Here is a 26,246-nt window from a genome sequence, read left to right on the forward strand (position 1 = left end):
CGCGCGACAATGCGGCGTGGTGGACAGGTCTGTCCGATGCGCAGCGCGAGAGCCTGATCGCCAGCTACCCGCACCACATCGGCAACTCCGAGGGTATTCCGGCGGCCGTCCGGGATACCGCGAATCGCCTTGTGCTGCAAGAGTATCGAGGTCGCGCTGACGAGGTGCAGCGCAAGCTCGACGAGTTCGTCCGGCCCAGCCGTGACGAACGCAGCTTCCTCGACAGAGTCAACCGCATCGAGAATGCGCTGCGTAAAGCTGACGCCGACGCCGAACGCGCGGGTCTGGACACGCCGCTGCTGCTCGCCCTGGACCCCGCGGCGTTCGACGGTGACGGACGCGCGGTCATCAGCTTCGGCGCCGACCCCTACACCGCGCACGACGTGGCCTGGCACGCCGGACGACAGTCCATCGACAGGATCGGGGCGATCACCGGTCCGGCGCTAAACCAGTTGCCGTCACGCGAGGCGAGCGCGGTCGTCTGGGTCGGTGACAATTGCGCGACCGCGGCGCTGCACAGCGACATCGCGGCGTTCCACGCTGTGCGCGCCGCCTTGGCGCCCGAGAGCGACGCGACCCCGTTCACCGGCAACCGCATCCACACGTCGCAATCCGTCGCAGAACCGAACCCGTGGGTGCCGCGCGACGACAGCGGCCGGGTCGTCGCCCACCGCGGCGCGTCCCACGACTTTCCCGAACAGACCCTGGCCGGCTACCGGGAGGCGCTGCGCCAGGGTGCCCGCGGCCTAGAGTGCGACGTCCGGCTCACCAAGGACGGGCACCTGGTCTGCATTCACGACAAACGGGTCAACCGCACGTCGGACGGGACGGGCGCCGTCGGTGACATGACGCTGGCCGAGTTGCAGCAGCTGGACTTCGGCGGATGGCACCCGAGCCGGGGCTCCTCGGACACCCGGGCCGACACCGGCATTCTCACCCTCGAGCAGCTGCTGCAGCTGGTGGCCGCACACGACCAGCCGGTCACGTTGTTCATCGAAACCAAGCACCCCGACAGCGGCGGCTGGAAACTCGAACGCGAAGTCGTGGCGTTGCTGGAGCGCTACGGTATGGCCAATCCCGAGTCACCCGAACAGGCGCGGGCGGCAGTGATCTCGTTCTACCCGGATGCGTTGTGGCGCGTGCGCCGGGCCGCCCCGAATCTGCCGACCGTCCTGTTGGGGCCGACCGCGCCGTATCTGGCCGGCGCGGTCGGCGCGACCGGTATCGGTCCGTCGATCGCCATGTTGCGCGCCAACCCGGAACTCGTCGACTCCGCGGCCGCGCGCGGGCTGACCACCTACTGCTGGACTGTCAACGATGCCGCGGATGTGCAGTACGCCCGTGATCTCGGGGTCGGCTGGATCGCCACCGACCATCCCGGACGGACCGGCGAACTGGTCTCCGGTCCAGCCGAGACCGCCGGCCAGACAACGGAACCGACGCCAAGTGACCCACCCGTCCCGGCCGACGCCGACGCCACACGGGCGGTGGCCGAGGAGGCCCTGGCGCAGCGCGTCCCGCCGGTGCGCCCCGACGAGCTGCGCAACCCGCTGGGGGTGGCCGAGGAGGCCGTCGCGCGGGCCCGCAACAACGCCAACTGGTGGCAGGGGCTGACCGAAGATCAGCAACGCGCGCTGGTCGAAACCTATCCTCAGCACATCGGAAACGCTGAGGGCATCCCGGCGAAAGACCGTGACGCCGCGAATCGTCGGGTACTTCAACAGCTTCGGGACCGGGCCGATCAGGTGCAGTCCAAAATCGACGACGGCAGACGTCCCAGTCGCGAGGAGCGCAAGTTCCTTCAGCGGGTGAACCGATTGGAGAGCGCGTTGCGCAAGGCGGCCGCCGATGCGGCGCGCGCCGGCCTCGACGGCCCGCTGCTGATGGCGTTTGATCCCGCCGAGTTCGGCGGCGACGGACGCGCGGTCGTCAGCTTCGGCAGCGATCCGTACCAGGCGGATTCGGTGTCCTGGCATGCGCCGGGCGTGCAGGCGACAGTGCACTCGCTGTTTGGTTTCTCCACGGCGAACGCGCTGAATCACCTGCAGTCGGTCCGCGCCGAGAACCCGACGCTGACGGCCGCGTCGATCGCCTGGATCGGATACGACACCCCGAGCGGTCATGGCCTCGGGACGATGCTGCGGCAGACGGCCGCCCGCACCGGCGGCGACATCCTGCACAGCGACGTCCGGGCGTTCAACGCCGGGCGCGACGCCTGGGCCGGCGACGGCAGCCACTTCTCCGGCAACCACGTCTTCGGTTACTCCTACGGTTCGACGACGACCGCCTACGCCGGCCGGGGCGGTCGGTTGGCCGGTCACGTCAGCACCGTCTCGTTGGTCGGCTCACCCGGGGCCGGACCACTGCGGCACGCAGCCGAGTTCGGGCCCGGGGTCGACGTGTACGTCGCGTCGTCGTCACAGGACCTGGTCACCACCTTGGGCGGGCGGACGGGTGGGTCCATGGCCCGGCTGCTGGGATCCGTCACGCGCGCTTTCGGATTGGGCGTGGACCCGGCGATGGACACCTTCGGCGCGGTACGCGTCGCCGCGGAGTTCCCCGACGGACCGAACCGGCTGGTGACCGGCGGTACCCACCACGCCTACTACCTTCAGACCCAGACAGCCACGGCGCGCAGCGAATCGGCGGCCAACTTCGGGCGGATCGCCGCGGGGCACCCCGAACGGCTGCAACTCGAACGGCACCGCACCGCCGACGGCAGGCGCACGGTCGAGCCGGCTGCCGAACGGACCGGGCCACGCCGGATCTGGGATCCGATCTGGCGACCGATCCCGAACTGCGCGGTCGCCGTCGCCGACGAGCTGTCGGCAAGGTTCAATCGCGACATCCGGCTTGACGCGCGGCCTTCACGGCGCGGCGTGCCGGCCCGCACCTTGTTCGAAGCCCTCCGGTTGGACGCCCAGTTCGCCACGTACACCGACGTCGCCGAGACCCTGACGCACCGGCCGATCGGCACGACAGCAGTGCTGGTTTCGCGGTGGAGCGGCGCCCGCCAGGGCGGGCATGCATACCTCGCTGTGCGGGTCGAAGGCGGAATCGACCTGGTCGACCCCCACACCGGAGAGCGGTCGGGCTGGCCGCCTCACTGGGGGCAGGACGCCGTCGACGTCACCGCCGTCGGATACCTCACCGCCGGAGGCGAGCCCATCGCGCGGGTCGGCGTCGATGTGCCGCTGCGGCTGGACGCCGCCGACGCCGTGGGGCATGTGCGAGGGGCGCCGACCGACCCCGACTTCCGCCGCAGGCAAGCGGAATACCGCGACCAGGACCCGCTCACCCGCACGGTCGACACCCGATACGCCGACGCGCTGGGCGACGTCGTCGACAACGTCGGGGACCTGGCTTCGGCGCAGCGGCTGGCCGCCGACATGTCCGGCATCTACGGCCCGTACCGGATCCAGTTCGAGGCGGACCGATTCGGCGCCGAGGTGTTGCTGTCGGGCAAGGTCTTCAACGGCGCCACCGAGATCGGCAACATCCAGCGCAGCTTCAACCGAGACGCGCAAGGGAACCTGGTCGCCTCCCACACCGGGATCGAAATCAAGGTGGACCCGCAGCAGCTGCGGGGCAAGGGGTTCTCGAAGGCGGTCACGGCTGAGTTCGAGCGCCTCTACCTTCGGTCCAGCGTCGACCGCGCCGAGCTGAGAACCCACGACAAAGGCGGATCAGCCTGGCCACCAAGGGGATTCACCTGGGACCCGGACCCTCGGAAACTGAAGGAGTCGCTGGACGCGGTCAAGGGGTCGCTGAGCCGGTTGCGTGACACGGTCAGCGCCGAAGGGCGCGCCGTTCTCGACGGGGTCCTGCCCCGGTTGACGCCCGACAACGCTCACCTGCCGGAGCCGATTGATCTGCTCGACCTCGCCACGACAGCCGAGCCGGATCTCGGCAGGCGGTTGATGAACGGCGTGGGGGTGCGCCGTGAGCAGGGATTGAACTTCGTCAAGTACTACAGCGAGAGTCCGACCCCCTCCGGGCTCAAAGGGCTGCTGCAGCGGTGGTTCGGCATCGGCGCGACCGAGAACTGCGCGCATTCCGTTGCCGACGAGCTGGCGCGGATGTACGGCCGCGAGATCCGGGTCGCGGCGCCACGCACCCGGATGGGAGTGACCGCCCGCGCTCTGTTCTCCGCAGTCGGGACGAGTTCAGAATTTCAGAGCTATGCGCAGGTGGACGAGACGCTGCGGGGCATGCCGCCGAACTCGTCGGCCGTCCTCGCGTCGCGCTGGACACACAACTCCGGGCGCTCCGGCGGACATGCCTACCTCGCGGTCTTCGACGGCCGCGATGTCCACTTGTGGGACCCCGCCACCGGGGAGCGGACGGGCTGGCCGCCCGACTGGGGGCAGGACGCGGTCACCCGCACGGCCGTCGGATACCTCGACGAGCGCGGGGAGCCGGTGCGGTCGCTGCACGACGTTCCGCTCCAATTGTCCGCTGCCACCGCCATCAGTCATGTTCAGGGCCATGGCAGAAGCGACGACGAGTCCGACGGGCCCGCCATCTCTGCGGCAGACGAAACCTCGAGACCGGAACCGGTTTTTGATCTGACCACCGAGCACGCGCTGCATCTCGGAACGGATCCGGATATCGGTGGTAAGTTGCGACGAAGCGAGGCGGAAACCGGTTTACGAGTGGAGTGGGAACGAAGCATCACCCTCGAGCGGGCGCCCGGTGATGTCGCCGGTGACTGGATCGACTCCGGAACGGGCGCGTCCTACGACGCGGTCGGAAACTTCCCGGCCCGGTTCTTCGAAGCTCAATGGCCTAATCTCCGGTCGCAGATCGTCAGTCACCTCAAGAAAGCCGATTTCGTTCCGATCGACGTTTCGAAGTTTTCCGCCGAGCAGCGACAGCTCGTCCGGGAGTTCGTTCGAAGCCTCGACAACGAGCGGGCATTCATCGTAGGAGAAGGTTATGGCCGGTAGCATCTTCTTCGCGAGCGACAGCTGGCACGGTAAATCCTCGACGACCTTCTTCGTCATGGACTTCTTGATCAGTCAGCTGCCGGACGGCGAGATACGTTCGCAGCTGCAGGACCTCGTCGACAACAACATCGCGATACTCGACTTGCGCGAGCCCGGCCAGTCCGCACTGCTCGACCTCATCGCCGAGGAGTTGCCGCAGCACATCGAGTCGATCGGCGATGCGAGGATTCGGGAGAATCTCACGACGCGGCTGGCGGACCTTGTCTCCCTGGCGCGAACGCAACGGCAGAAGACCCGCCAACCGGTCGGCGGCGAACAGATGGACACCCGCCGGATGGAGCTCAACCGCAGCCAAAGCCGGGAACTGGGCCAGCTGTACTCGCGTTTTCTGGAAGCACATCCCGAGGTCGAATCCGAAGTCGACGGTGCCGCGATGACCGAGGAACAAGAGGCCGCCTGGGCGGCCTACAGCGCTGAGCTCCGGGCTCGACACAAAGCCGAACGGTCGGCGCTCGCCGATCGTATCCAAGCCGAACGACGCCGGTCGTAAGGTGTCGGGAGCAGATGAGAGGACTACGTAATGGAAGCGACGCAAGCGATCTCGTTGGTGTCGGATTGGATCCGGTCACGAGGGCTGGACTATCCCACCGAAGGACTGGCAGCCGACCGCTTCGAAGCGGGCTGGAGCGTCTACGCGCCGGTCGAGGTGGATGAGAGCGACCCCATGGCGTTCCTCGACATGCCCGTCGGCCGCTCCGTCTTTTTGGTCGGCGACTCCGGGCGCATCGAGGAGGTGTCGTCCTCGATACCTCCGCAACAGGCGCAGGCCGAGTTCGCGGCGGCCGAACTGAGCGGGCAGGGCCGCAACGGAGACACCTCGGCTGCAGATTTCATGGCCGAGTTCGAGCGACAATTTCACGAAGCCGCCGGCGACGGGGATCCGGCCATCGCCAGCTTCACCGTCGTGGACACGCCGCCGGCAGACGCGCCCGCGACCGACCCCGAAGACGAGGACGCCGCGACGGCCCAGGAGGCCTCGCAGCTCATCGAGCCGATCGTGCAGCAACTGGCGCAACTCGGGCCGGAAGGCTGGGAGGAGTTCTCCGCCGAGTTCGCTTTCACCGTGTCCTCGCAGATCGCGCAGTTGCAGTTCACCTCGCAGGACCGCACCGGGTTGGTGCCGGTGCCTCAGTCGGTGGCCGCGCTGGTCAGCCGCCAGCGGGAGGTCGCGGCGCGGATGCCCGCGGGGCCGTGGTGGCGGCTGGTGCTCAACGTCACCAACCGGGGTGAGACCACGGTGAACTACGACTACGGTGACGAGCCGTTCCCCGAGGACCAACTGGTCGCCCCCGAGCACTACCGTGACGACCTCGAGGCTTACCCGCGCGCGCGGATTCCGGTCTGGTTGGCGGGCTACGTCGCTGGCCCCGCCGCACAGGGGCGGGACCCGCGCCGGGCGGCGGAGGCCGAAGCGGCCGACGCGGCCGCCGGGCGCAGCGCGGTCCCGGTCACGGAGCTTCCCGCCCTGCCCGAACTGCGGGCTCGCTGGGCCGTGCTGTCGGCGGCCTACGCCGGCGTCGAGTCCGGTTGGGGGCCAAGGGTGTTCCCGGGCTACCTGTGGTACGAAAGTGACCGGCGCAGCGGGGCGACGCTGTTCGTGCTGCCCGGCGACCGGGCCGTGCTCTCCGGCGGAAAATGGGACTCGGAGTTGCTCGACGCCGCCTACAACGGGGGACAGCCGCTGCCCGACCTTTTCGGCGGCGCACCGGTCTGGGTCAACGACAGTGCACTGAACACCCGAATCCGCAACGGGCTGTTGAGTTTCTGCTTCTGGTGGCACAACGGCCAGTGGCACCGCGGTAGCACCGACACCGCTGCCGAGCTAGGCGAAGCGCTGCCGGCGATCGCGACCTCGGACGACACCGTCGCCGCGATGGTCGGGCAGACCGGACCCGGTACCGAGGCGCAGTGCGTGGCGTTGCTGGCCGCCGCTGTCCGGCATGAGGCGACGCCCACGGAGGTCGAAGTGATCTTCACCAACGCTCCTCGCGCCGATGTGGCCGCGGCGGTGAACCAACTGAGTCTGGCGGGAGTGCTCGCCGGCTAGAGTGGCCGTCAGCCGAACTTTCGGCGAACAACCGCGCAGGCAGTAGCTGGACCGCGCAGGCGGCTCTAGCGTGAAATGCCGTGTCAGGTAGTGAAATTCGATACGGTATCGCACCTATGTCGCGCGAGTTCGCGTGACGATCGAGATCCCCGCCGCTTTGCAATGGGTCTCCTATTTGGTCGGGTCGCAGTGGCCGCAGGGCGACGAGGACGCCATGTATCGGATCGGGGAGGCATGGCACACCGCTGCACAAGACATCGCGGTGTTGGTGCCCGACCTCGACGTCGCGCGCAAACGCACGATGACGGCGCTGCATGGGCTGACCGCCGATGTCGCGCAGGACGAGTTCGCGATGCTGTTCGACGGCGACGCTTCCGTCGAAGCGCTTGCCGAAGCGATGGCTGCCCTCGGCGACCTCGCGGAACAGACCGGGAAGAACATCGAGTACACCAAGCTCAGGATCCTCACCTCATTGGCGATCGCGGCAGCCGAGATCGCGTGGGCCCTCGCCCAGACCTCGGTGACGGCCGGCGCGTCGGCGGCTCAGATCCCGATCATCCAAGGGTGTACCGCGGCAGCGATCCGCCAGGCCGTGGCGATGCTGCTGCGCGACATCGTCTCCGGCCTAGGCAGCGCGCTGCGAAAAACGATGGTGCACCGCATCGTCAAGAAATCGGGCGTCGAGACCACGGAAGCCGTCGGGCAGGAACTGTTCATCCAGAGCATTCAGCGGGCGAACGGGCGCCAGGACACCTTCGACTGGAACAAGGTGGGCCGCGTGGCGTCGGCGAACGCCGCAGGCGGTGCCGCGCAGGGCACCGTCAGTGACGTCGGCAGGCGACTTCTCGGGGATTCGACACTCAAGGGTGCGGTCGTCGGATACGGCGCAGGCATGGCGAAGTATGCGACCGGCGCGATGGCCACGGGTCAACCGGTCGACACGGTGGCGATGCTCGGCGCCGCGTCCACCGCGGCCACCGGCGCGGTTCGGGGACGCGCAGCCGCTCGGAACGACACCGCGCGCACGCCCGGGCCGGACGACGATGGACAGGGCGCGTGAGCGTGCCGCACGCTGACGTCAGTCCGGTGTGGCAGGAACCGGCGGTTGCGGGGGACGCGTCGCCCCGCTGACCGGGTCGGTCTGCCATGCGGTGCCGCGCTGCGGTATTCGGCGGCGGGGCGGCGCCGGCGTGGGCTCGTTGTCCTCGGCCGGCGCCGAATCGCCGAGAACCGGGACGACCGCGTCGGTGTCACCGACGATGTCGGAGCCGTTCTTGCGGTTCTTGAGCGCCTTGTTCGGCTTGTGCTCCTTGCCGTCCTGGCCGCGTTGCCCCGCCGCGGGCGCGCCGCCCATACCCGGACCGCCCATGGCGCCCATCCCCGCGGCCGATGCGGCGGGTACCGTGGGCCGGATGCCCGACGCCGGTGTCGTCGGTTGCGACGAAAGCCGGGCGGCAGGCTGCTGGACGCCCGGACCGCCCTTACCCAGGCCGGCGCCCCCCGCACCGGTACCGCCACCCTTGCCCGCGGCGGGTTTGTCGCCGAGTCCCAGAGCGCCCTCCCGCATCTTCGGAACAGCGTTCTTGCCCAGCCCTTTTCCAGCCGCCTGTGCGGCTTGCTGCGCCGCCTTGGTCGCTGCGTCGATTCCCGATGTCGCGCCCTTGGTGGCGGCATCGAGGGCGGGCTTGAGGCCTTGGGACAGGCCGGGCGGCACTGCCTGCGGAGTGGTGATCGGCGACCGGCCCTGCTCGTCGATACCGGCTAATGCCGGGGTCTTCCCCAGATCGGGAGTCTTGAAGTTCGGCGTACCGATGGGCGGGGTCCCCGACTTCGGACCCCCGAGGCCACCCCCGCCGCCGCCGAAGCCACCCCCGCCGCCGGCACCGGGTCCGCCCCCGCCCGGACTACCGGACGGCTTTCCATACTCCATGTTCGGTGCCGGCGGCAGGTTCGGAAAGTCCTCCGCGACGGCTTGTACGGCCGGGTTGTAGGTGTGGTTGAACAGGGCCACGGCGTCGTTGTAGGCCTCGGTCGACCGCTCGAGTTCGTTCATCTCGTCGATCGCATCCTGTGCGGAGACGTAACCGTCCGAGTTGTTGCGCAGTCGCCCGCTGCTGTCGAGGTGATACCTCGAATTAAAGCTGCTCACGCCGGAGTTGAGCGTGTCCCTATTGAAATCGCCATCCTTGAACAAGTCCCCGAGGGAGGTGGTGGGAAACTTGTCCTGGATGTGCTCGAAGGCCCCCTTGAGAACCTTCAGGCGGTTCGAGATCGCTTCCGACGATGGTGTGAAGTCGTAGATCGACGTCTTGGTGACCTGTTCAGTGGCGGCCTCCGCTGCGCTGGCGCTCGCGCCGGACCATTTCCCGGTGATCTTGTCGCGGACGGATTTCTTGAAGTCCTCGGATTCGGTCTTGAGTGTCTCACCGTGATCGGACCACGCCTTCGACAGCGTATCGAGAGCGCCGGGGTTGAGTGCATCCTTCTCATCGCGTAACTGCTTGTAAGTCTTGATTTCCCAGTTCAACGCGTTACCGCCGGACAGGGCACCGCCGACCTGGGTGACAACGCTGTCATCGGAGAGCAGGCCGGGCACCTCTCCGAGCAGGTCGCTGTTCGGTTTGTACGCTTCGGGAACCGTGTCGTGGGTATCGGTCGACAGGTCCCGCAACTCGTGATTGCCGAGATCGCTGGGATCCTCCAGAAGGACATGGCGGCTCGGATAGTACGAGTTCGTGACGAAGGACTCGTCGTAGGACCCGCCCAACGTGGCGCCCAGGTAATTTCCGAAGCCGCTCATCGGCCACCTCCTCTCGTCGTCCGCCCCTACTTGTCCAGTGCCTCCATAGCCGCCGCGGCGTCCTGGGCGGTTTTGACGAAATCCTTCGATTGCGACAGCTGTTCGGTCAGGTACTTCGTCAGCATCTCGCCGCGCGCGTTGAACGCGGTTTCCAAGATCTTCGCGAGTTCGTTTGTTCCGAAGTATCCGGCGGTGTCATCGAGCGCGTCGTCGATGAGCGTTTGCAGGCTCTGTCGGTACGGCTCGAAAGCCTTGTTGAGATCGGAGATGACGTCGGGTTCGAGGTAGAGCTCGTCGTTCTGGGTCGCGTCGTCGAGATTGCCCCACGGACTGGTCATTGTGCTCCTCGTGAGTTGGCGTAGCGCATCATGCGGCGATGTTGATGGGTAGGTGTACTTCCTGTTCGATACGGACCAACACCGCCGCGGAGTTCACGAAATTCCCTGCCGCGAATAGCAGGACGTGATCGCCCACCCGGGCGATGTCGTTGTTCATGAGATAGCTGAGGTTCACGCCGAAGTCCGACACCGTCAGGTGGCCGAATTTCGCCGCAAACGGGCGCAGTCCCGGGGGTTGTCGCAACCTCGTCTGCTTGGCGAGGGTGTCGGTGACGTAGCTCGGCTCGATGAACGACGGAACGAACCAGTCGACCTCTTCGGGTCCGAGTCCGGCCCGTGTGTAACACTCGAGTACCGTTTCGACGGCGCTCTGAAAGCTGGCCATCGCGTTGTCGGCCACTGCACCCCGACGGCGCCGTTCGTACCCGTCCCAGCGTTCGATCCAGTTCGACAAGGTCGGGAATGCCGGATCATCTTTTCCGTGATCGGTTCTGGTGCGCATCATGTCCGCCGACGGGTTGTGCGAACGCGCCGCCGCGGACACGATTCGGGCGAAGCCGTGGTGTCTGTTCAACACCGCGCAGAACGCGCTGTCACCCATCAACGAGCCTTCGGTCGCGGGGCTGGTGGCGTATTCGTGGCGGTCGAAGTAGAAGAAGCTGTCGCCGCCGGTGACCATCGCATAGTCGCCGCCCCACCCGGCCTCGAGCAGAGCATCGGCGAGCATCAGACCGAAAAGGCCGCCGGAACAGAACTGCCGGATCTCGGTGGCGGCACCGGCGGAAGGTCTGCCGAGCACCGCTTGTTGGATCGAATTCTGTACCGGCCAGAAGTGCTCACCCTGATAAAGGGTTCCGCAGTGGAATGAAGCCGCCATGCTGGTGCCGGCAGCGGCCAGAAGCGCGGGGTCGATCCCATTCGCGGCGCGTTCGACGAGTTCGTGCACCGACAACATGTCGTCAACGGGTGAACACAGATGTCTCGGATACCCGTCAAGGGTCGCACCGTCCGGCACGTAGGTGGACACCGCACTCAGATATGCCATCGCAGATCATTCCCTCTCCGGGGTCGAAAGGCGTTGGGCGGCGGCCATCTGGCGTTCTTCGACTTTGTGGAAGGCGTCCATCAGCGCCGACACCGTCGCGGGAACGATCTGGAAGGTCTCGGCCCCCTCGTGCACCACGTACGCGCCGTCGTCGGCGAGGTTGACCACGGTCAGGTAGTTGGCGTTGCGCAACTCATAGCCGTGTGAGAAGCTCGCCGACCCGCCGAGCAGAATCGACGCGGTGATCGACGACTCGCGGAAAAAGTCGGCTGGAGTCTCGTCGGCGAAGAGTCCGTCCTTGCGCGGTTGCTTTCCAGCCGCGAAGTCGGGGAGCGCTTCCAGCACGACCTGTGGGAAGTCGACGTTCGCGCAGCCGATGATCTGTACATCTTCGCCGAAGAGCGCCAGCTCACCGGGATCCTGGGTGATGACCGCGCTGTAGCCGTTCGTGCCGATCGTGCCGAGGAGTCGGTAGAACCGCTCGTCGGCACCGCTTCCCAACCGGCCGAACCCCTGCATCAGAAACACCGGATAGCGCAGCGCTTCCATGACGCGTACGCGATCCGGTGTGAGCTCAGACCGTTGGCGCGCCAGGGCGGCTTGCCTGTCGGCCTCCACCTCCCGCATGTACTTCTGTCGGTTCCGGTAGGCGAGCGGAAACGGTAGGCGGTCGAGTCCGAGTGCCTCCCAGATGCAGCGGAAGTCGAACCCGCTCATGAACCAGGGTTCGACGTCGTACCGCAGCGGGGCAACGCTGTCCGTGATCATGTCTCCGTCTTCTCGGCGTCTGAGACTGCGGCCAGGGCGGCCGCGAACCGGGTTTGACCACCCTGGCCGCAGTCTCGAGGTGGCTATCCCTCAGAAGCCGCCGGCGAGGTGCGCGTCGAGCGCCCGCGCGTCGTCCTGCGACTGGTTACCGCCCGACCGGGTCTGGGTGATCTCCATCAGCACGTTGTCCAGCATCTGCGAGATCTCGATCTGCTTCTGCTGCAACGCACCTGCGGCCTGACCTTCGTACACTCCGGACAGGGCGCTGAAAACCTTGGCCACTTCTTCCCGCAACGCCTGCGCGTCGTTGGTGCGGCCCTGGATGTCCTCCAGCGAGGCGTTGTTGGCTTCGTACTGGTATCGAATGGTGTCGCTCATGGATGCCCTCTTTCTGTTAGTCGGTGTCGTGGCTGACCAGGGTGCGGATGTCGCCCTTGCCCTTTTCCGCGACCTGCGTCAACTGCCCGATGACGTAGTTGAAGTCGTCCGCGTGCTGGGTCATGATGCCGCGGAAGATCTGTGCCCGACCGCCGAGCCAGGAACCGGAGGTCATGGTCTCGGTGCTGTCGAGGATCTTGCCGGCCAAGGTCCGAAGGTTTCCCATCGCCTCGTCGACCTGGGTGATCTTGGCCTCGGCTTCGGACGGCGTCAGATTGAGCGTCATATCTTCCTCTCGTGGTGTCCAACGGCGTTATCCGCCGCGCGAATTGAGATCTCGTAGTTGAGCTGGATCTAGAACTCCTCCCATCTGTCGCCGGAGAGCCCGATGAGCTGATCGACGCCCTGTTTGAAGGCGTGATCGGAACCCGGTTTCAACGTTGTCCACACCTGTCCGCTCGGTGAAGTGCTGGGTGCGGCGATGATCCGGCCGCGTTTTGTGTAGAACACCGCCACCGCCGCGGGGGAGCGCGCGATGCGGTCGTCCACCCGGTTGAGCGCGTATGACACCACTTCGGCGAATGCCTGCCGCGACGCCAGCGCCGACCCGAGCAGCATCGCGGTTCGCGGTTCCGTGCCGAGGGCGCGGATGCGGTCCGAAAGTTCCGCGGCGTCTAGGGTTCCCGACAGCGCTTCACTGAACGCGTCGAGCGGTGCCCCGGCGGGCGGGATGTCGGCCGCCGCCGCGACCGGCAGGTGACGTAGCAGTGCGCGCACCGCGACGCCCAGCGAAGCGCCACCGGCCGCGGCCCCGAGATCCTCAAGAACGGTCTCGTCGCCGACCCGGCACGCGACGACGCTGTGTTTCCCCGTGCGCACGACCGTGACTCGGGCGATACCGTCGGGAGTGACCAGGCGCATCGCCAGTTCACGGTCGGGCCGTTGCAGCGCGGTCAACACCGACGCCAACCCGGCGTCTACCTCGCCGTGCTCGATCAACCCGCGTTCGGCGAGGGTCTGCGTCGCGTCATCGACCGCCCGCAGGACGTCCGATTCCGTCCCCAGGCGGGGTCGTACGTCGAGCACGACCGGCAGCGCCTGCACGCCGATCCGTGCCGCGGCGACCTGCAACTCGTCGTCGGTGACAACGAATCTCGGTGTGCAGACAGAGGTCACAGGTTCAACTTCCGATCGACGCCGAGGACCGGGGGAGCCACCCAACTGTCGTCGACCTGCTCGAGTGTGCGGGCGGGTTCGTCGGCGAATCCCTCGACAACGGGTTCTTCCGAAGTGACCAACTCGTCGAACAAGGTGGTGTCCGGACCCCAACTGACGTTGGACACGGTGAACGGCGCATCGTTGTCCGCGGCCGTCGGCAACCACGGCTGGCCCGAATCCGAGAGCCCGGCCGCGGGTTCACCGGCGCCGTCGAGCGCCGCTGCGGGCTGATCGGAGTCATAGTCGCGGCCCTGATCACCGCGCCCCATCGCCCCGATCGGGGCGTACGGTGCTCCGTGCATGCCCGCGCCCCCGGCGCCGCCGGCCGACGCGGACACGGTCCGCTGCAGGTTCTTCGGCTCCGACGTCGACTTGACCTCCTGCGCGGTCATCGGGGCCAGGGGCATCGCGGGGACGCCCGCCCCGCCGCCGCCCGCCGCCCCACCCGCGGCAGCCTCGGCCTCGGCACCGCGTTCGGCGGCCAGAGCGTTGCCTTTCGAGACGTCGGGGGGCGGTGCCTGCTCCCACGGCTGCGCCAGGTGGGCCACGGCCTCTTCGTACGACGTCATCACCGCCGCGGCGTTGGCCTGATCGGCGGTTGCGGCCTCGTCGAATTCGGCGAAGCTCCCGGTCAGTACCGCGCCGTTGTACGCGGCCAGTGAGGCCATCATGTCGTGTGCCGCTCTGGCTTCGGTCGCCTCCGACACACTGGGCATGGCCAGCACTGCGACGGTGTTGGCCACGGCGGCCTCCTCGGCCCGCTGACCGTTGGCGGCCGCGCTGAGGCTGACCGCCTGCAGCCACTTGCCGAACTCCTCGAGCCGGCGCACCGCGGCATCCGACGCCCGGCTCTCCCACACGCTCGTGAGGCGGGCCAGCAGCTTGTCGAAGTCCTGTGAGACCGAGGCGAGTTCGTTGGCGACCCGAACCCATGCTGCGCCCGCATTGCCCACGGAAGCCGGACCGGGACCGTCGGTGAGGTCCCGGGCCAGTTGTTCGGTGGTGCGTGAAGCCCACGCAACATTGGTGAACCCCATGTCAGCCGATGAAGTCCCCGTCGGCCGCCGCGACGTTGTTCGAGTGGCCGCGCAGGGTCGCCGCCACCTCGTGCATTTCACCGAGACCCTTGTCGGTGGCGGCGCCGAACGTCGTGTGAACCTCGTTGAGGGTGGCGGCGATCCGCTGAGACACTTCGTCGCGTCCCGGCGCGGTCACCGCGAGATTGGCTGACTCGTCGCGAATCACCCGCTCGACCCGGGCGGCGAGGTCGTCGAGTTGACGGCTGACGTCGAGCACCTCCGCGGGCTGGATCGACATCCCGGTGTTATCGGCCATTCGCTGCTCCTCGTTGACTACTAGATCCGGAGTTCGACATCCGGCGGCTCATTCGGGTCGGGCGCTCCGAGAACGGGTGGCGCCGAAGTGCCGAGATCCCCGACGATCTCGCCACCTTTGTCCGTGGTGTGCAGGAACGGCGCCGGGGTATGGGTATTCGACGAGTTCGCGCCCTGACCGGCTCCCGCCATGGGGGCGTACGGGGCGCCCACCATGCCGCCGCCACCTGTGTTGGCAACGCCCGCCGCGCGCACCGTCGCGGACTGCGTCGGTGAGGTTTCGGGCTGCACCATCGGTGAGGGGGCCAGCGACCGCACCGCCGGCGAACCGCCGTATCCGCCGCCGAGCCCACCACCGCCCTTGCTGCCGGCCGGTGCCATCACCGCCGCAGCACCGCCAGCGGGTTCGTCTGCCTTTACGGCGGATTCGGCTGCTGCCTGGCTTGCGGCCTGGCCTGCGGCGCCGACACCCGCCTGGACACCGGCCTGGGCGCCCTTGGTCGCCATCGACATCAGTGGCGAGATCATGCTCGCAAGCGGCGCCCCACCCCCGGTCGGCGCGGCGGTCACTCCGACCGGTGCGCCCGCAGCGGTGACCGCAGCGGCCTGCGTGCCCAGCGACGACTGGAGTTCGGCGATCACCTCGGCGGTGGAGGCGATCGCCTTGTTGGCGGCGGCGATCGCCGCGGCCCAGCCCCAGGGAAAGATGATGTTGGGCCCGATCGCGGCCATGGTCGCCTGAAACTCGGTGATGATCGCGATGATTCGCACGCGGGCCTGTGCGACTTCGGCGGAGGCGGTCGCCAGGCTGCTGCGCAACGCCTCCGATTGTTCGGCCACCCGCGCGCCGTCGGCGACCGCCGTCGCCGTCTTGGCCGCGGCTGCGGTGCTGGCGGCGCCCTTCCAGGAGTCGTCGACAGCGCCGAGCGACTGTCCGAGCGTGCCACCGGTGGACTGGAACACCTGCGAGATGCCCTGCAGCATCGCCAACGGATCGGCGCCCTCGAAGAAACCTGAGCCCAGCGTTCCGAGCGCATCGGTGACCGGGCTGATCAGTGCACTGGGATCCATCGGGCTGGCCTGCGGGGCCTCCGGCTCGAGTGGTGGTTCTTCGGGGCGCCGTTCGCCGTCGTCCGGGTTCGCCTGGGGTGGTGGCGACAAACCGAGCCGGGCCAGAATTTCCTTGACCGGCAAATTCAGAAACTCTTGCAGGCTCTGCTCTTGCGCGGCGATTGCCGGGCTGACGTCATAGCCGGGCATCGTGTGTGCGAGTTGCGCCGTCGGGTTGACCGGCGCGGGAGGGATCTGAGCTGCCATCGGTGCCGGGCGTTATCCGTTGTCGGCGGCGACTATGGCCGACTTAGCCGAGTCCGTTGCGGCGCTGACTCCGGCGTGTACGCCGCCGACCAACAGGGTGTCCGCGAGATTGTTTGCCTGAGCAGGCCCGTACGCCGCGAGGAACGCCGCGCCGATCGGTCCGAGTGCCACGGCGACGGCGTTCACGACGGCCGCGTTGTCGGCGGTCCCGGCCGCGACGATGGCCGTCGACGCTGCCTGACTGGCAGCGGAGAATGCGGACATGCCGGCGGGGGCGGCAAGAAAAGCGTCACTCATGATGTCGACTTTCGATTAGCTTCCGAACCATCAACCCGGGCTGGGGGCGATAGACCTGGCACCGCAGAGGAACTCACTATAACGGCGGTGCCCACCGGCAGCTAACGATTTTCTGACATGATCATTGCATTCAAATGGCCCGGTAATTAAGGGAATTCACGTCAAAATTGCCGAGCAAATATTGACATCTGCGGCGGAATCCACCTTGTCCTTACACCGTCACCCGTCGTCGTCACGTCGGCGCGGCGGTGAGCTGGGCACTTCGCGGATACTGGCGAGCTGGAGCGCGCGTTACGTCCCATCGTGAACGGGTATGGGGAAAGGAGGACCTTCGCCTGTTTCGAATCGCGCTGTCTGGTAGTCGAGTTCATCCTCGCGACACGGAGTGTCTGCGCTCTGTGGGTCGCCCGGGCCCCGCCGATCTGCTGCAGCGACCGCGGTTGCGCTGCCGTAGATATCGCTGCCAGCAGCGTCGCCGATTCTGGCGACAGCCGGCAACGTCAGTCTCGGGTGGGCGTGAAAGCGGTTTGATCCCAACGGGTCAACGGAGCCTGATCGAGCTCGCGCATGCGTGTCGAGAACTGTTCGGTGAGGAAGGTCTGCCGCTCGGCGGCGACGGCCGCGGCGGCGTGAGCGGTGTGCACGATCAGTCGAGCGAGCGCGTCGGCGCCCAGTCGATGGGCATCTGGGCTCAGCCACAGCCCCGTCATCGCCCCGTACCCGTCGACCTCGACGGCGACGTTCTGATCTCGGCTACTGACGCGGGCCGAGATCGATTGACAGTGTTCGTCCATCGCCTGCACGAGGTCGCGCTGCTTGATGATCCGGGCAATCAGGGAGTCCGCGAGACCGGTCACGGCTGCCTCATCCACGTAGCAGGAATCTCGTCGTCAGCACCGAACACCTGTTCCTCGGCGTCGCAGAGGTCGGACTCCGTCGCCAACCGCAACGTTCGGATTACGCTGGCGTCAAAGCCTTTTTCGGCGAGCGCCCGGCGGCGGTCCACCTGAGCCCGGGCGGCAGAAAGTCGGCAGAGTGCGAGGATCTCCTCGGCCAGTTGCTGCGGGGGCTTCTGCAGCGCAGCCTCGTCGAGTCGCAGCGCGACGGGCAGCCCGCGTTCGGTGGTACGCACGGCGATGGAACCATTTGCTGATCGGAGCGGTGGCTGCGCCATGGCTCCACGTTAGTCAAAACCGGGTCCGCTGCAACGGTGGTTCTGCGTACAATCACCAGCGTCCGTCCGGAAATTCAGCGACATCATGCGACTGAAATCGGGTGTGGGTCCTCGCATATCGCGCTCGGCGGCGCACCCCGAGATCCGCAGTGAGGAGATCGATCACCTCAAATGAGTGGCACCAACGACGCGCAGCGGGTGTTCGATGCGGGTGTGTTGTCGATGGGCATACCCATCGACGGGTTGGAGACGGAGCGCGACGTCGACTATGCGGCGCGGGCCTTCAAGCGCGCCACCGAGTACGACCCCGACATGTGCGACGCCTGGCTCGGCCGCGCCGCGGCCGGCGACACCGGACACGAGGTTCTGTATCACCTCTATCGCACCAGCGCGACGTCGCTGTTCCGCGAGCAGCGAAGATTGGGGCTGCCACCGCGCACTCTGGCGGGGCGGTTCCAAACCGGGTTGTACCTTGACTACCCGCTGGCCACGAAAACCGAGATCTGCCTTGCTTATGCGGCGAGCATGATCACCGCCGGCGACTACGACGAGGCCGAACGCGCCTTGGCCGAACTGGATGAAACGCGTGGGACGCAACCCGACGGTGACCGGCACTCCGACGAGATCTGCGCCTACATCCGCGGCGTCCTGCACTTCACCACGCAACGCTGGCCGGATGTGCTGACCGCGCTGAGCAGTTCGGCGTCGTTTTCCGACGAGTACATCGCCGCGGGCGCCCACCTCATGGTGGGTTCGGCGTGCGCACAGATGGGCCTGTTCGGCGAGGGGATCCGTCGCCTCGACCAGGCGATCGCGGGACCGATCCCGGCGGCCCGCAAGGCAGCGGAGTTCTGTAAAGGTCTGACACTGCGCGAGATGGGCAACGAACAGGAGGCTCGCGTCATCTTCGAGCGGATCTACAGCGAGGAGCCCGGTTTCGAGGCCAATGCCGCGGCGTTGGCCGATCCGAAGTACCGGCTGGTCATCACGTCGAAGGAGATGATCGACGCGCGCACCGATCGCTGGGATCCCGACAGTGCCCCCAGTGCTGCCGACCTCATCGGCGACGATCTGTCCGAGCGCGGCAACGAGTATCTGCGGTCCGCGCAGGAGGAACTGGACCGTCAGATCGGCCTGTCCGAAGTCAAACTGCAGGTGGCCAAACTCAAGTCGGCGGCCATGCTGGCGAAGGTCCGCGGTGACAAGGGCCTCAGTGCCGCCGCGCGCTCTCTGCATCTGGCCTTCACCGGTCCACCCGGCACCGGCAAGACGACGATCGCGCGCGTCGTCGCACAGACGTACTGCGGTCTCGGCCTGCTGCGCACGCCGAACATCGTCGAAGCCAAACGCAGCGACTTCGTCGGGCAGCACCTGGGCAGTACCGCGATCAAGACCAGTGCCCTGATCGACTCCGCCATGGACGGCGTGCTGTTCATCGACGAGGCCTACACGCTGATCCAGACCGGCCTGTCCGGCGGCGACGCGTTCGGCCGCGAAGCCGTTGACACCCTTCTGGCTCGGATGGAGAACGACCGCGACCGCCTGGTGGTCATCATCGCGGGATACGACTCTGAGATCGACAGGTTCCTCGCCTCGAACGAAGGTCTGGCATCGCGATTCACCAAACGCATCCGGTTCCAGTCGTATGACGCCACCCAGCTCGGCGACATCGGACGCCTGGTCGCCCGCTCCCGGGACTCGGAGCTGTCCGATGCCGCCTACGAGGAACTGATCGCGACGTGCTCGACGCTGTGTGACGGCGAAGCCCTGGACTCCACGGGCCAACTGCGCCGCCGCATCGACCTGCTCGGCAACGGCCGCTTCGTCCGCAACGTCATCGAGGCCGCCGAGGAGGAACGCGAGTACCGGCTCAGCGAACAACACGGAACCAGCCTGGCGGACCTCGACGAGTCGTCGTTGATGCGCATCGAGGCTGAGGACATGCAGGCCGCACTCCGCCAGGTGCTCGGCATGCTGACACCGAACTGAAAAGGATCACGGTGATGACGCGATACGTCGGGCAGAACGGTTCTGCAGCAACGCCGTTCATCAGCGCCCCTGCGGACCCGGCATGGCCGTCGGCGCCCACCGACGGCGAACTGGGCCTGGCCCGGCGTCAACCCGTGCCCAGGACCGGGTGGCGCGCCGCGGTGCACCGGATGACCGGACTGAACCCCGGGGTGTCGACCCGTGAGGCGAGTCACCGGGCTCTGGTCGATCGTGTCAACCAACCCGTGCGCGGCCCGCACAGCGTGGCCGTGCTGTCGCAGAAGGGGGGTGTCGGCAAGACCACGGTGACAGTCGGTCTGGGCGCGACGCTGGCGGCCACCCGTGGGGACCGGATCATCGCTGTGGACGCCAACCCCGACTTCGGCACGTTGGCGCAGCGCGGACCCGACGAGACCCAGTCCACAGTTCGCGACGTGCTGTTCGACGAACGCATCATCCGCTACTCCGACATGCGGATGCACACCTCGCAGAGCGCGAGCCGCTTGGAAATCCTCGCCTCCGAGCGCGACCCGGCGACTTCAGAAGCGTTCTCCGAGGCCGACTATCGCGGCGTCCTGCAGGTGTTGCAGCGCTTCTACAACATCATCCTCACCGACTGCGGCACCGGCCTGGTGCATTCGGCGATGGCCGGCGTCCTCAGCGAGGCCGACATGGTCGTCGTCGTGGCCTCGCCCGCCGTGGATTCGGCCCGCAGCGCGTGGGCGACGCTGCGCTGGCTCGAACGGCACGGCTACGCGCACCTGATCCCCGGCGCGACGGTCGTGTTCAGCGCGTCCCGGCCGGGGGAGTTGGGTCTCGACCTCGACCAGTTGGCGCCGCAGTTCCTGCCGCGCGTTCGCGCGATGCATGTCATCCCGTTCGACGACCATCTTGCCGAGGGTTCACAGATCGACCTCGACCTGTGCGCAGCCGATACCCGTCAGGCATTCCTCGGATTGGCGGCGACGGTCACCGACACCGTCTCGGTCGTCGGGCGGAGGCACGCCTGATCCAGTCCGGGGCTGTTGCATACCTGGGGTAGGTTAGTGCATACTCGGGGTATGCAAATGAAGCGAGTGGACCTGGTGTCGTTCTCGGAGCGGTATTTCGCGGCGTGGGCCGCGCGCGATCCCGATGCGATCGCCGCCCTGCATACCGAGGACACCCGGTTCTGGACCCATACGGGCGCGCCGCCGGCGATCGGGCGCCAGGCCGCGCGCGACGCGTTCGCAGCGGTCTTCGACCAGTTCCCGAAGTTCTCGTTCGAGGTCTACCGCGTGCTCTACGGCGACGACCACTGGGTGCTGGACTGGGCCCTGATCTCGGGGACCGTTCGCTTCGACTGCCTCGATGTCGTGACCGTCACTCCCGACGGCCTGGTCTCGCGCAAAGACTCGTTCATCGACTCGGCCCAACTGATGGCCGCACTCGACAAGGCGAGTGCATGAGCTCCGTCATCGACGAACTGCCGCTGGTCGAGGCCCTGCCCGTCGAGCACCTCTTCGACATGCGCGTGAACCTTGCACCGGCACAGGCGATCTCGACCGCGACCGGGACGCGGATGACATTCGTGACCACCGGCGGGACCGTCGACGGGCCGAAACTTCGCGGCGAAGTGCTGCCCGGCGGCGGCGATTGGCTTCTCGTCGGCGACGACGGCGTCGGGCGGGTCGACGTCCGCGTGACGCTGCGGACCCACGACGGCGTGCTGATCCACTTCGAGAGTGCAGGCATCATCAAAGTGCCCTCGGACGGACTGCACCGGCTGGCGGAGGGACAGGCGCTGCCGTTCGACGAGACCTACGTGCGGACCACCCCGAGGCTGGCCACCGCCGACCCCCGGTACTCCCGGCTGTCCGAAACCGTCACCGTCGGCTACAACGTGCTCTCGCCCAACCGGGTCGACTACCGCGTCTACGGGCTGCGATGAACCAGGAAAGGCTTGCGCGGCAATCGAACCGGATCGTGGTGCGGTGGCCGCGCGCTCAGCGGGCGCTGGGCCGGACCCACGCCCGGCTCTACCGCCTGACCGGCGGGCGGATCGGTCGCCGCTGGTTCGCGGGCGCGCCGGTGATGCTGCTCGAAACCGTCGGCCGCCGGACCGGCCAAACGCGGGTGACGCCGGTGCTGTACCAGGCGTCCGGTGACGCGCTGGTGGTGATGGCCGCCAACGCCGGCTCCTCCCGCACCCCGGCGTGGTGGCTGAACCTGCAACAGGCGGGCCGCGGCGTCGTGCAGATCGGCACCACCCGTCGGTCCGTGCGCCCCCGCGAACTAGCCGGCGCCGAACGCGACCGCGCGTTCACGTCTTTCGTCGAGATGTACCCGCAGGCCGCCCACTACGGCCGGTTCACCGACCGACGCTTCCCGGTCGTCGCGCTCGAACCCGACGACCGGTGACGGGCTATCGTTCGGCCGTGGCGAGCAGAACCGCACGACGGACCCAGGCCGAGCGCACCGAGGCCACCACCGCGGCGCTCGTCGACGCCGCCCGGCAACTGTTCGCCGAACAGGGCTACGACGCCACCTCGCTGGACGCCGTCGCAGCGCGCGCGAAGGTCACCAAGGGTGCGGTCTATCACCACTTCGACGGCAAGCGCCGGCTGTTCGAGGCGGTGTTCACCGGCGAGGTCGAACGGTTGGCGAACCCGCTGAGCGACGCGTACCGCCGTAAGAAGGATCCGTGGGACGGCTTCAGCGCGGCCTGCCGGGCGTTCCTCGACGAATGCCTGGAGCCAGGGCTGCAGCGGATCGTGCTGCGCGACGCGTTCACCGCGCTGGGCTGGGACGAGATGCGACGCCTGGAGCAGCCGCTACTCGATCTGATGGAATCCGCGATCATCCGCGCCGCGGACGCGGGCCGGATCGCCCGGCGCCCGGCCGGACCGCTGGCGCACTTCCTGTTCGGCGCCATCTGCGAGACAGCGATGGTCGTCGCCCGCGCCGAGGACCAGAGCGGCGCCCACCGCCAGGCGGTGATCGAACTCGGCCGCGTCCTGGACGGCCTGGTCATCAGCTGATTCGGGGCCGGCGGACCCGACGTGGGAAGATGGGACGCGTGTTGCGTTGGACCACTGCTGGTGAATCTCACGGCCGCGCCCTGGTGGCCGTGGTCGAAGGCATGGTCGCGGGGGTCTCCGTCACCTCCGACGACATCGCCGCGCAGCTGGCCCGCCGCCGCCTCGGCTACGGCCGCGGCGCCCGGATGAAATTCGAACAGGACCAGGTCACGATGCTGGCCGGGGTCCGCCACGGCGTCACGCTCGGCGGCCCGATCGCGGTGGAGATCGGCAACACCGAATGGCCGAAATGGGAAACCGTGATGGCGCCGGACCCCGTCGACCCGGCCGAGCTCGAAGAGTCGGCCCGCAACGCCCCGCTGACCCGGCCGCGCCCGGGCCACGCGGACTACGCCGGGATGCTGAAGTACGGCTTCGACGACGCCCGCCCGGTGCTCGAGCGCGCCAGTGCCCGCGAGACCGCGGCCCGCGTCGCCGCCGGCACCGTCGCTCGCGCGTTCCTCAAAGAGGCCCTCGGCGTCGAGGTGCTCTCGCACGTGGTCTCGATCGGCGCCTCGGCTCCTTATGTCGGGCCCCCGCCGCAACCCGCCGACCTCGCCGCGATCGACTCCAGCCCGGTGCGCGCTTTCGATGCGGACGCCGAGAAGTCGATGATCGACGAGATCGAGGCCGCCAAGAAGGACGGCGACACCCTCGGCGGTGTGGTCGAGGTGGTCGCCAGCGGGCTGCCCATCGGGCTCGGCTCGTTCACCAGCGGCGACAACCGGCTCGACAGCCAGCTGGCGGCCGCGGTGATGGGCATCCAGGCGATCAAAGGCGTCGAGATCGGCGACGGCTTCGAAACTGCGCGCCGCCGCGGCAGCGTCGCGCATGACGAGATGTACCCGGGCGCCGACGGCGTGGTTCGGTCGACCAACCGGGCCGGCGGGCTGGAAGGCGGTATGACCAACGGCCAGCCGCTGCGGGTGCGGGCCGCGATGAAACCGATCTCCACAGTCCCGCGCGCCCTGGCCACCGTCGACCTGGCGACCGGCGAGGAGGCCGTGGCGATCCACCAGCGTTCCGACGTGTGCGCCGTGCCCGCCGCCGGCGTCGTCGTCGAGACCATGGTGGCGCTGGTGCTGGCGCGGGCGGTGCTGCAGAAGTTCGGCGGCGACTCCCTCGCTGAGACCCGGGCCAACATCGACAACTATCAGCGGACGGTCGCCGACCGGCAGCGGTCCTCCCAACCGGTGCACTGATGGCGCCGCGGGCTGTGCTGGTCGGACTGCCCGGATCGGGCAAGTCCACGATCGGGCGCAGGCTGGCCAAGGTGCTCGACCTTCCCCTGCTCGACACCGACGCCGGGATCGAGGAGACCACCGGCCGCACCATCGCCGACATCTTCGCCACCGACGGCGAGCAGGAGTTTCGCCGGATCGAAGAAGAGGTCATCAGGTCCGCGCTGCAGACCCACGACGGTGTGCTGTCGCTGGGCGGCGGCGCGGTGACCACACCCGGCGTGCGCGACGCACTGGCCGGGCACACCGTCATCTACCTCGAGATCAGTGCCGCCGAGGGAGTCCGCCGGACCGGCGGCAGCACAGTGCGCCCCCTGCTCGCCGGCGGTGACCGCGGCGAGAAGTTCAAAGCGTTGATGACGCAACGGGTTCCGCTGTACCGCAAAGTGGCCACCATCCGGGTCAACACCAACCGGCGCAACCCGGGTGCCGTCGTCCGTCAGATCGTGGCCCGGCTGGAGAACGAGGACAGCGCGAACTCGCGGCGCCGTCGCCGCCCACCATGGCGCCGGGCGCCCTCCTCGCTCGCCGCCGAACCCAGCACCGAGGCCCCGCCGTCCCCGGCGGTGGTCGCCGCCCGCAACGCGAAGGTCAACCGTGACTGAACCAGTAGTCGTCAACGTGGAGGTCGACCGGCCGTACCCGGTGATCATCGGCACCGGCCTGCTCGGCGAGCTCGAGCGGGCGCTCGACGGCAGGCACAAGGTCGCGATCCTGCACCAGCCGACACTGGCCCAGACCGCCGAAGTCATCCGAAGTATGCTGTCGGACAAGGGAATCGACGCGCACCGAATCGAGATCCCGGACGCCGAAAAGGGTAAGGACCTGCCCGTCGTCGGCTTCATCTGGGAAGTGCTCGGCCGCATCGGAGTCGGCCGCAAGGACGCGATCGTGAGCCTGGGCGGGGGAGCGGCCACCGACGTCGCGGGCTTCGCCGCGGCCACCTGGCTGCGCGGTATCGACATCGTGCACGTGCCGACCACCCTGCTCGGCATGGTCGACGCTGCGGTGGGCGGTAAGACCGGCATCAACACCGACGCGGGCAAGAACCTCGTCGGCGCGTTCCATCAACCCGCCGCGGTGCTCGTCGATCTCGCCACGCTGGAGACGCTGCCGCGCAACGAGCTGGTCGCCGGGATGGCCGAAATCGTCAAGGCCGGCTTCATCTCCGACCCGACGATCCTCGACCTCATCGAGGCCGACCCCGAGGCGGCGCTGTCGCCGGCGGGTGACGTGCTGCCGGAGCTGATCCGCCGGGCCATCGCGGTCAAGGCCGAGGTGGTCGCGGCCGACGAGAAGGAGTCGCAGTTGCGCGAGATCCTCAACTACGGCCACACTCTCGCGCACGCCATCGAACGCCGTGAGCGCTATCAGTGGCGCCACGGTGCCGCCGTTTCGGTCGGGCTGGTGTTCGCCGCGGAACTCGGCCGGTTGGCCGGCCGCCTCGACGACCAGACCGCCGACCGTCACCGCAGCGTGCTCACCGCGCTGGGCCTGCCGGTCAGCTACGACCCCGACGCGTTCCCCGATCTGCTCGAGAACATGGCCGGGGACAAGAAGACCCGCGCCGGGGTGTTGAGGTTCGTGGTGCTCGACGGTCTCGCCAAACCGGGCCGACTCGAGGGGCCCGACCCGTCGCTGTTGGCGGCGGCCTACTCGGAGGTGGCGTCGTGAGCCGGACGGTGTTGGTGCTCAACGGACCCAATCTCGGTCGGCTCGGCCGCCGCGAACCGGAGGTCTACGGCAGCACCACGCACGACGAACTGGTGGCGTTGATCGAGCGCGAAGCCACCGAACTGGGGTTCACAGCCGTTGTGCGACAGAGCGACAGCGAAGCCGACCTGCTCGGCTGGATCCACGCCGCCGCGGACGCCGGAGATCCGGTGATCCTCAACGCCGGAGCGCTGACGCACACCTCGATCGCGCTGCGCGACGCGTGCACCGAGTTGCGGGCACCGCTGATCGAGGTACACATCTCCAACGTGCACGCCCGCGAGGCGTTCCGGCACCACTCGTACCTGAGCGCGGTGGCCACCGGCGTGATCGTCGGCCTCGGTGTCCAGGGATATGTTCTCGCGCTGCGATACCTGGCAACCTCGGCCGGCGACGACGCGACGACCTAGAACTCGCTCGGTCTGCGTCCCGCGTGGGCGTGCGACACGCCGATTCCGCGGCAATTGCGGCCCACGAGCCTGTCCGTCGAACAAGAAATCGAATTGCCGCCAATTTTTT

At 67.9% G+C, this 26,246-nt stretch carries 26 protein-coding genes and 2 pseudogenes; 15 read left to right on the forward strand and 13 right to left on the reverse strand.

Features of this window, described 5'->3' with window-relative positions; all coding sequences use genetic code 11:
* Positions 1–635 precede the first annotated feature (635 nt).
* The 5 genes and pseudogenes from BHQ18_RS30375 to BHQ18_RS02925 all read left to right on the forward strand — a co-directional run.
* A pseudogene (locus tag BHQ18_RS30375) lies at positions 636–1,388 on the forward strand (glycerophosphodiester phosphodiesterase); the annotation flags it as partial.
* A 537-nt stretch (positions 1,389–1,925) separates the two neighbouring features.
* Positions 1,926–4,949, forward strand: a pseudogene (locus BHQ18_RS30380) (alpha/beta hydrolase); the annotation flags it as partial.
* Complete coding sequence (locus BHQ18_RS02915) at positions 4,939–5,499, forward strand: hypothetical protein (RefSeq protein ID WP_069412084.1); 561 nt, start codon at positions 4,939–4,941, stop codon at positions 5,497–5,499. The pseudogene BHQ18_RS30380 and the gene BHQ18_RS02915, both read left to right, overlap by 11 nt.
* A 30-nt stretch (positions 5,500–5,529) precedes the next feature.
* Positions 5,530–7,056 (forward strand): hypothetical protein, encoded by a 1,527-nt coding sequence (locus tag BHQ18_RS30385; RefSeq protein ID WP_069412085.1) that lies wholly within the window; start codon positions 5,530–5,532, stop codon positions 7,054–7,056.
* A gap of 133 nt (positions 7,057–7,189) precedes the next feature.
* A complete protein-coding gene (locus BHQ18_RS02925) occupies positions 7,190–8,116 on the forward strand; it encodes a WXG100-like domain-containing protein (RefSeq protein WP_069412086.1) in 927 nt (308 codons plus the stop codon).
* An 18-nt stretch (positions 8,117–8,134) separates the two neighbouring features.
* Here BHQ18_RS02925 and BHQ18_RS02930 read toward each other — a convergent pair whose 3' ends face one another.
* From BHQ18_RS02930 to BHQ18_RS02990, 13 genes are all read right to left on the reverse strand, one after another.
* Positions 8,135–9,856, reverse strand: coding sequence for a hypothetical protein (locus BHQ18_RS02930; protein WP_069412087.1), 1,722 nt, complete (start codon positions 9,854–9,856; stop codon positions 8,135–8,137).
* A gap of 26 nt (positions 9,857–9,882) precedes the next feature.
* Positions 9,883–10,194, reverse strand: coding sequence for a hypothetical protein (locus BHQ18_RS02935; protein ID WP_069412088.1), 312 nt, complete (start codon positions 10,192–10,194; stop codon positions 9,883–9,885).
* 28 nt (positions 10,195–10,222) lie between these two features.
* Positions 10,223–11,239, reverse strand: a complete 1,017-nt coding sequence (locus BHQ18_RS02940; RefSeq protein WP_084293858.1) for a beta-ketoacyl-[acyl-carrier-protein] synthase family protein — start codon at positions 11,237–11,239, stop codon at positions 10,223–10,225.
* Positions 11,240–11,245: 6 nt separating this feature from the next.
* On the reverse strand, positions 11,246–12,007 hold the full coding sequence (locus BHQ18_RS02945) for an ESX secretion-associated protein EspG (protein ID WP_069412090.1): 762 nt from the start codon (positions 12,005–12,007) through the stop codon (positions 11,246–11,248).
* Between the two features lie 90 nt (positions 12,008–12,097).
* Complete coding sequence (locus tag BHQ18_RS02950) at positions 12,098–12,385, reverse strand: hypothetical protein (protein ID WP_069412091.1); 288 nt, start codon at positions 12,383–12,385, stop codon at positions 12,098–12,100.
* A 16-nt stretch (positions 12,386–12,401) separates the two neighbouring features.
* On the reverse strand, positions 12,402–12,671 hold the full coding sequence (locus tag BHQ18_RS02955) for a hypothetical protein (protein ID WP_069412092.1): 270 nt from the start codon (positions 12,669–12,671) through the stop codon (positions 12,402–12,404).
* Between the two features lie 68 nt (positions 12,672–12,739).
* Positions 12,740–13,561 carry an ESX secretion-associated protein EspG gene (locus BHQ18_RS02960; RefSeq protein WP_069412093.1) on the reverse strand — a complete coding sequence of 274 codons (822 nt, stop codon included), beginning with the start codon at positions 13,559–13,561 and terminating at the stop codon, positions 12,740–12,742.
* Entirely contained in the window at positions 13,558–14,640 is a 1,083-nt protein-coding gene (locus BHQ18_RS02965; protein WP_069412094.1) for a PPE domain-containing protein, read from the reverse strand. The genes BHQ18_RS02960 and BHQ18_RS02965 overlap by 4 nt, the downstream gene beginning before the upstream one ends.
* 1 nt (position 14,641) lies before the next feature.
* Positions 14,642–14,938, reverse strand: a complete 297-nt coding sequence (locus tag BHQ18_RS02970; protein ID WP_069412095.1) for a PE family protein — start codon at positions 14,936–14,938, stop codon at positions 14,642–14,644.
* Positions 14,939–14,958: 20 nt separating this feature from the next.
* Positions 14,959–16,254: a hypothetical protein gene (locus tag BHQ18_RS02975; protein ID WP_069412096.1), complete on the reverse strand. Its 1,296-nt coding sequence runs from the start codon at positions 16,252–16,254 to the stop codon at positions 14,959–14,961.
* Between the two features lie 12 nt (positions 16,255–16,266).
* Entirely contained in the window at positions 16,267–16,551 is a 285-nt protein-coding gene (locus BHQ18_RS02980; protein WP_069412097.1) for a hypothetical protein, read from the reverse strand.
* A gap of 500 nt (positions 16,552–17,051) precedes the next feature.
* Positions 17,052–17,408 carry a YbaB/EbfC family nucleoid-associated protein gene (locus BHQ18_RS02985; RefSeq protein WP_069412341.1) on the reverse strand — a complete coding sequence of 119 codons (357 nt, stop codon included), beginning with the start codon at positions 17,406–17,408 and terminating at the stop codon, positions 17,052–17,054.
* Positions 17,405–17,725 (reverse strand): hypothetical protein, encoded by a 321-nt coding sequence (locus BHQ18_RS02990; protein WP_069412098.1) that lies wholly within the window; start codon positions 17,723–17,725, stop codon positions 17,405–17,407. Before BHQ18_RS02990 ends, BHQ18_RS02985 begins: the two co-directional genes overlap by 4 nt.
* A gap of 171 nt (positions 17,726–17,896) precedes the next feature.
* Between BHQ18_RS02990 and eccA the strand changes: the two genes are divergently transcribed.
* The 10 genes from eccA to aroQ are packed head-to-tail and all read left to right on the forward strand — an operon-like array spanning position 17,897 to position 26,137.
* Positions 17,897–19,714, forward strand: coding sequence for a type VII secretion AAA-ATPase EccA (gene eccA / locus BHQ18_RS02995; protein ID WP_069412099.1), 1,818 nt, complete (start codon positions 17,897–17,899; stop codon positions 19,712–19,714).
* 14 nt (positions 19,715–19,728) lie between these two features.
* Complete coding sequence (locus tag BHQ18_RS03000; protein ID WP_084293859.1) at positions 19,729–20,724, forward strand: MinD/ParA family ATP-binding protein; 996 nt, start codon at positions 19,729–19,731, stop codon at positions 20,722–20,724.
* Between the two features lie 51 nt (positions 20,725–20,775).
* Complete coding sequence (locus BHQ18_RS03005) at positions 20,776–21,162, forward strand: nuclear transport factor 2 family protein (protein ID WP_205866030.1); 387 nt, start codon at positions 20,776–20,778, stop codon at positions 21,160–21,162.
* On the forward strand, positions 21,159–21,644 hold the full coding sequence (locus tag BHQ18_RS03010; RefSeq protein WP_069412100.1) for a DUF3237 domain-containing protein: 486 nt from the start codon (positions 21,159–21,161) through the stop codon (positions 21,642–21,644). The genes BHQ18_RS03005 and BHQ18_RS03010 overlap by 4 nt, the downstream gene beginning before the upstream one ends.
* A complete protein-coding gene (locus BHQ18_RS03015) occupies positions 21,641–22,114 on the forward strand; it encodes a nitroreductase/quinone reductase family protein (protein ID WP_069412101.1) in 474 nt (157 codons plus the stop codon). Before BHQ18_RS03010 ends, BHQ18_RS03015 begins: the two co-directional genes overlap by 4 nt.
* A 17-nt stretch (positions 22,115–22,131) precedes the next feature.
* Complete coding sequence (locus BHQ18_RS03020) at positions 22,132–22,734, forward strand: TetR/AcrR family transcriptional regulator (protein WP_069412344.1); 603 nt, start codon at positions 22,132–22,134, stop codon at positions 22,732–22,734.
* Between the two features lie 38 nt (positions 22,735–22,772).
* Positions 22,773–23,975 (forward strand): chorismate synthase, encoded by a 1,203-nt coding sequence (aroC, locus tag BHQ18_RS03025; protein WP_069412345.1) that lies wholly within the window; start codon positions 22,773–22,775, stop codon positions 23,973–23,975.
* A complete protein-coding gene (locus BHQ18_RS03030; protein WP_069412102.1) occupies positions 23,975–24,619 on the forward strand; it encodes a shikimate kinase in 645 nt (214 codons plus the stop codon). Before aroC ends, BHQ18_RS03030 begins: the two co-directional genes overlap by 1 nt.
* The gene (aroB, locus tag BHQ18_RS03035; protein ID WP_069412103.1) at positions 24,612–25,688 is read left to right on the forward strand and encodes a 3-dehydroquinate synthase; all 1,077 of its coding nucleotides are present in this window, start codon (positions 24,612–24,614) and stop codon (positions 25,686–25,688) included. Before BHQ18_RS03030 ends, aroB begins: the two co-directional genes overlap by 8 nt.
* Positions 25,685–26,137 carry a type II 3-dehydroquinate dehydratase gene (gene aroQ, locus BHQ18_RS03040; protein ID WP_069412104.1) on the forward strand — a complete coding sequence of 151 codons (453 nt, stop codon included), beginning with the start codon at positions 25,685–25,687 and terminating at the stop codon, positions 26,135–26,137. The genes aroB and aroQ overlap by 4 nt, the downstream gene beginning before the upstream one ends.
* Positions 26,138–26,246: the final 109 nt, after the last annotated feature.

The organism is Mycolicibacterium flavescens (assembly GCF_001722335.1).
In the GTDB taxonomy this organism is placed as follows: Bacteria; Actinomycetota; Actinomycetes; order Mycobacteriales; family Mycobacteriaceae; genus Mycobacterium; species Mycobacterium flavescens.

What these genes read in the sequence shown, in the direction of transcription:
- BHQ18_RS02970 (WP_069412095.1), bottom strand. Translation starts at nt 14,938, where the DNA reads ATGGCCGATAACACCGGGATGTCGATCCAGCCCGCGGAGGTGCTCGAC.
- BHQ18_RS02940 (WP_084293858.1), bottom strand. Translation starts at nt 11,239, where the DNA reads ATGGCATATCTGAGTGCGGTGTCCACCTACGTGCCGGACGGTGCGACC.
- BHQ18_RS03030 (WP_069412102.1), top strand. Translation starts at nt 23,975, where the DNA reads ATGGCGCCGCGGGCTGTGCTGGTCGGACTGCCCGGATCGGGCAAGTCC.
- BHQ18_RS02945 (WP_069412090.1), bottom strand. Translation starts at nt 12,007, where the DNA reads ATGATCACGGACAGCGTTGCCCCGCTGCGGTACGACGTCGAACCCTGG.
- BHQ18_RS03000 (WP_084293859.1), top strand. Translation starts at nt 19,729, where the DNA reads ATGACGCGATACGTCGGGCAGAACGGTTCTGCAGCAACGCCGTTCATC.
- BHQ18_RS02990 (WP_069412098.1), bottom strand. Translation starts at nt 17,725, where the DNA reads ATGGCGCAGCCACCGCTCCGATCAGCAAATGGTTCCATCGCCGTGCGT.
- BHQ18_RS02975 (WP_069412096.1), bottom strand. Translation starts at nt 16,254, where the DNA reads ATGGCAGCTCAGATCCCTCCCGCGCCGGTCAACCCGACGGCGCAACTC.
- BHQ18_RS02980 (WP_069412097.1), bottom strand. Translation starts at nt 16,551, where the DNA reads ATGAGTGACGCTTTTCTTGCCGCCCCCGCCGGCATGTCCGCATTCTCC.
- BHQ18_RS03010 (WP_069412100.1), top strand. Translation starts at nt 21,159, where the DNA reads ATGAGCTCCGTCATCGACGAACTGCCGCTGGTCGAGGCCCTGCCCGTC.
- BHQ18_RS30385 (WP_069412085.1), top strand. Translation starts at nt 5,530, where the DNA reads ATGGAAGCGACGCAAGCGATCTCGTTGGTGTCGGATTGGATCCGGTCA.
- eccA (WP_069412099.1), top strand. Translation starts at nt 17,897, where the DNA reads ATGAGTGGCACCAACGACGCGCAGCGGGTGTTCGATGCGGGTGTGTTG.
- BHQ18_RS02965 (WP_069412094.1), bottom strand. Translation starts at nt 14,640, where the DNA reads ATGGGGTTCACCAATGTTGCGTGGGCTTCACGCACCACCGAACAACTG.
- BHQ18_RS02915 (WP_069412084.1), top strand. Translation starts at nt 4,939, where the DNA reads ATGGCCGGTAGCATCTTCTTCGCGAGCGACAGCTGGCACGGTAAATCC.
- BHQ18_RS03015 (WP_069412101.1), top strand. Translation starts at nt 21,641, where the DNA reads ATGAACCAGGAAAGGCTTGCGCGGCAATCGAACCGGATCGTGGTGCGG.
- BHQ18_RS02935 (WP_069412088.1), bottom strand. Translation starts at nt 10,194, where the DNA reads ATGACCAGTCCGTGGGGCAATCTCGACGACGCGACCCAGAACGACGAG.
- BHQ18_RS02950 (WP_069412091.1), bottom strand. Translation starts at nt 12,385, where the DNA reads ATGAGCGACACCATTCGATACCAGTACGAAGCCAACAACGCCTCGCTG.
- BHQ18_RS03005 (WP_205866030.1), top strand. Translation starts at nt 20,776, where the DNA reads ATGCAAATGAAGCGAGTGGACCTGGTGTCGTTCTCGGAGCGGTATTTC.
- BHQ18_RS02930 (WP_069412087.1), bottom strand. Translation starts at nt 9,856, where the DNA reads ATGAGCGGCTTCGGAAATTACCTGGGCGCCACGTTGGGCGGGTCCTAC.
- BHQ18_RS02955 (WP_069412092.1), bottom strand. Translation starts at nt 12,671, where the DNA reads ATGACGCTCAATCTGACGCCGTCCGAAGCCGAGGCCAAGATCACCCAG.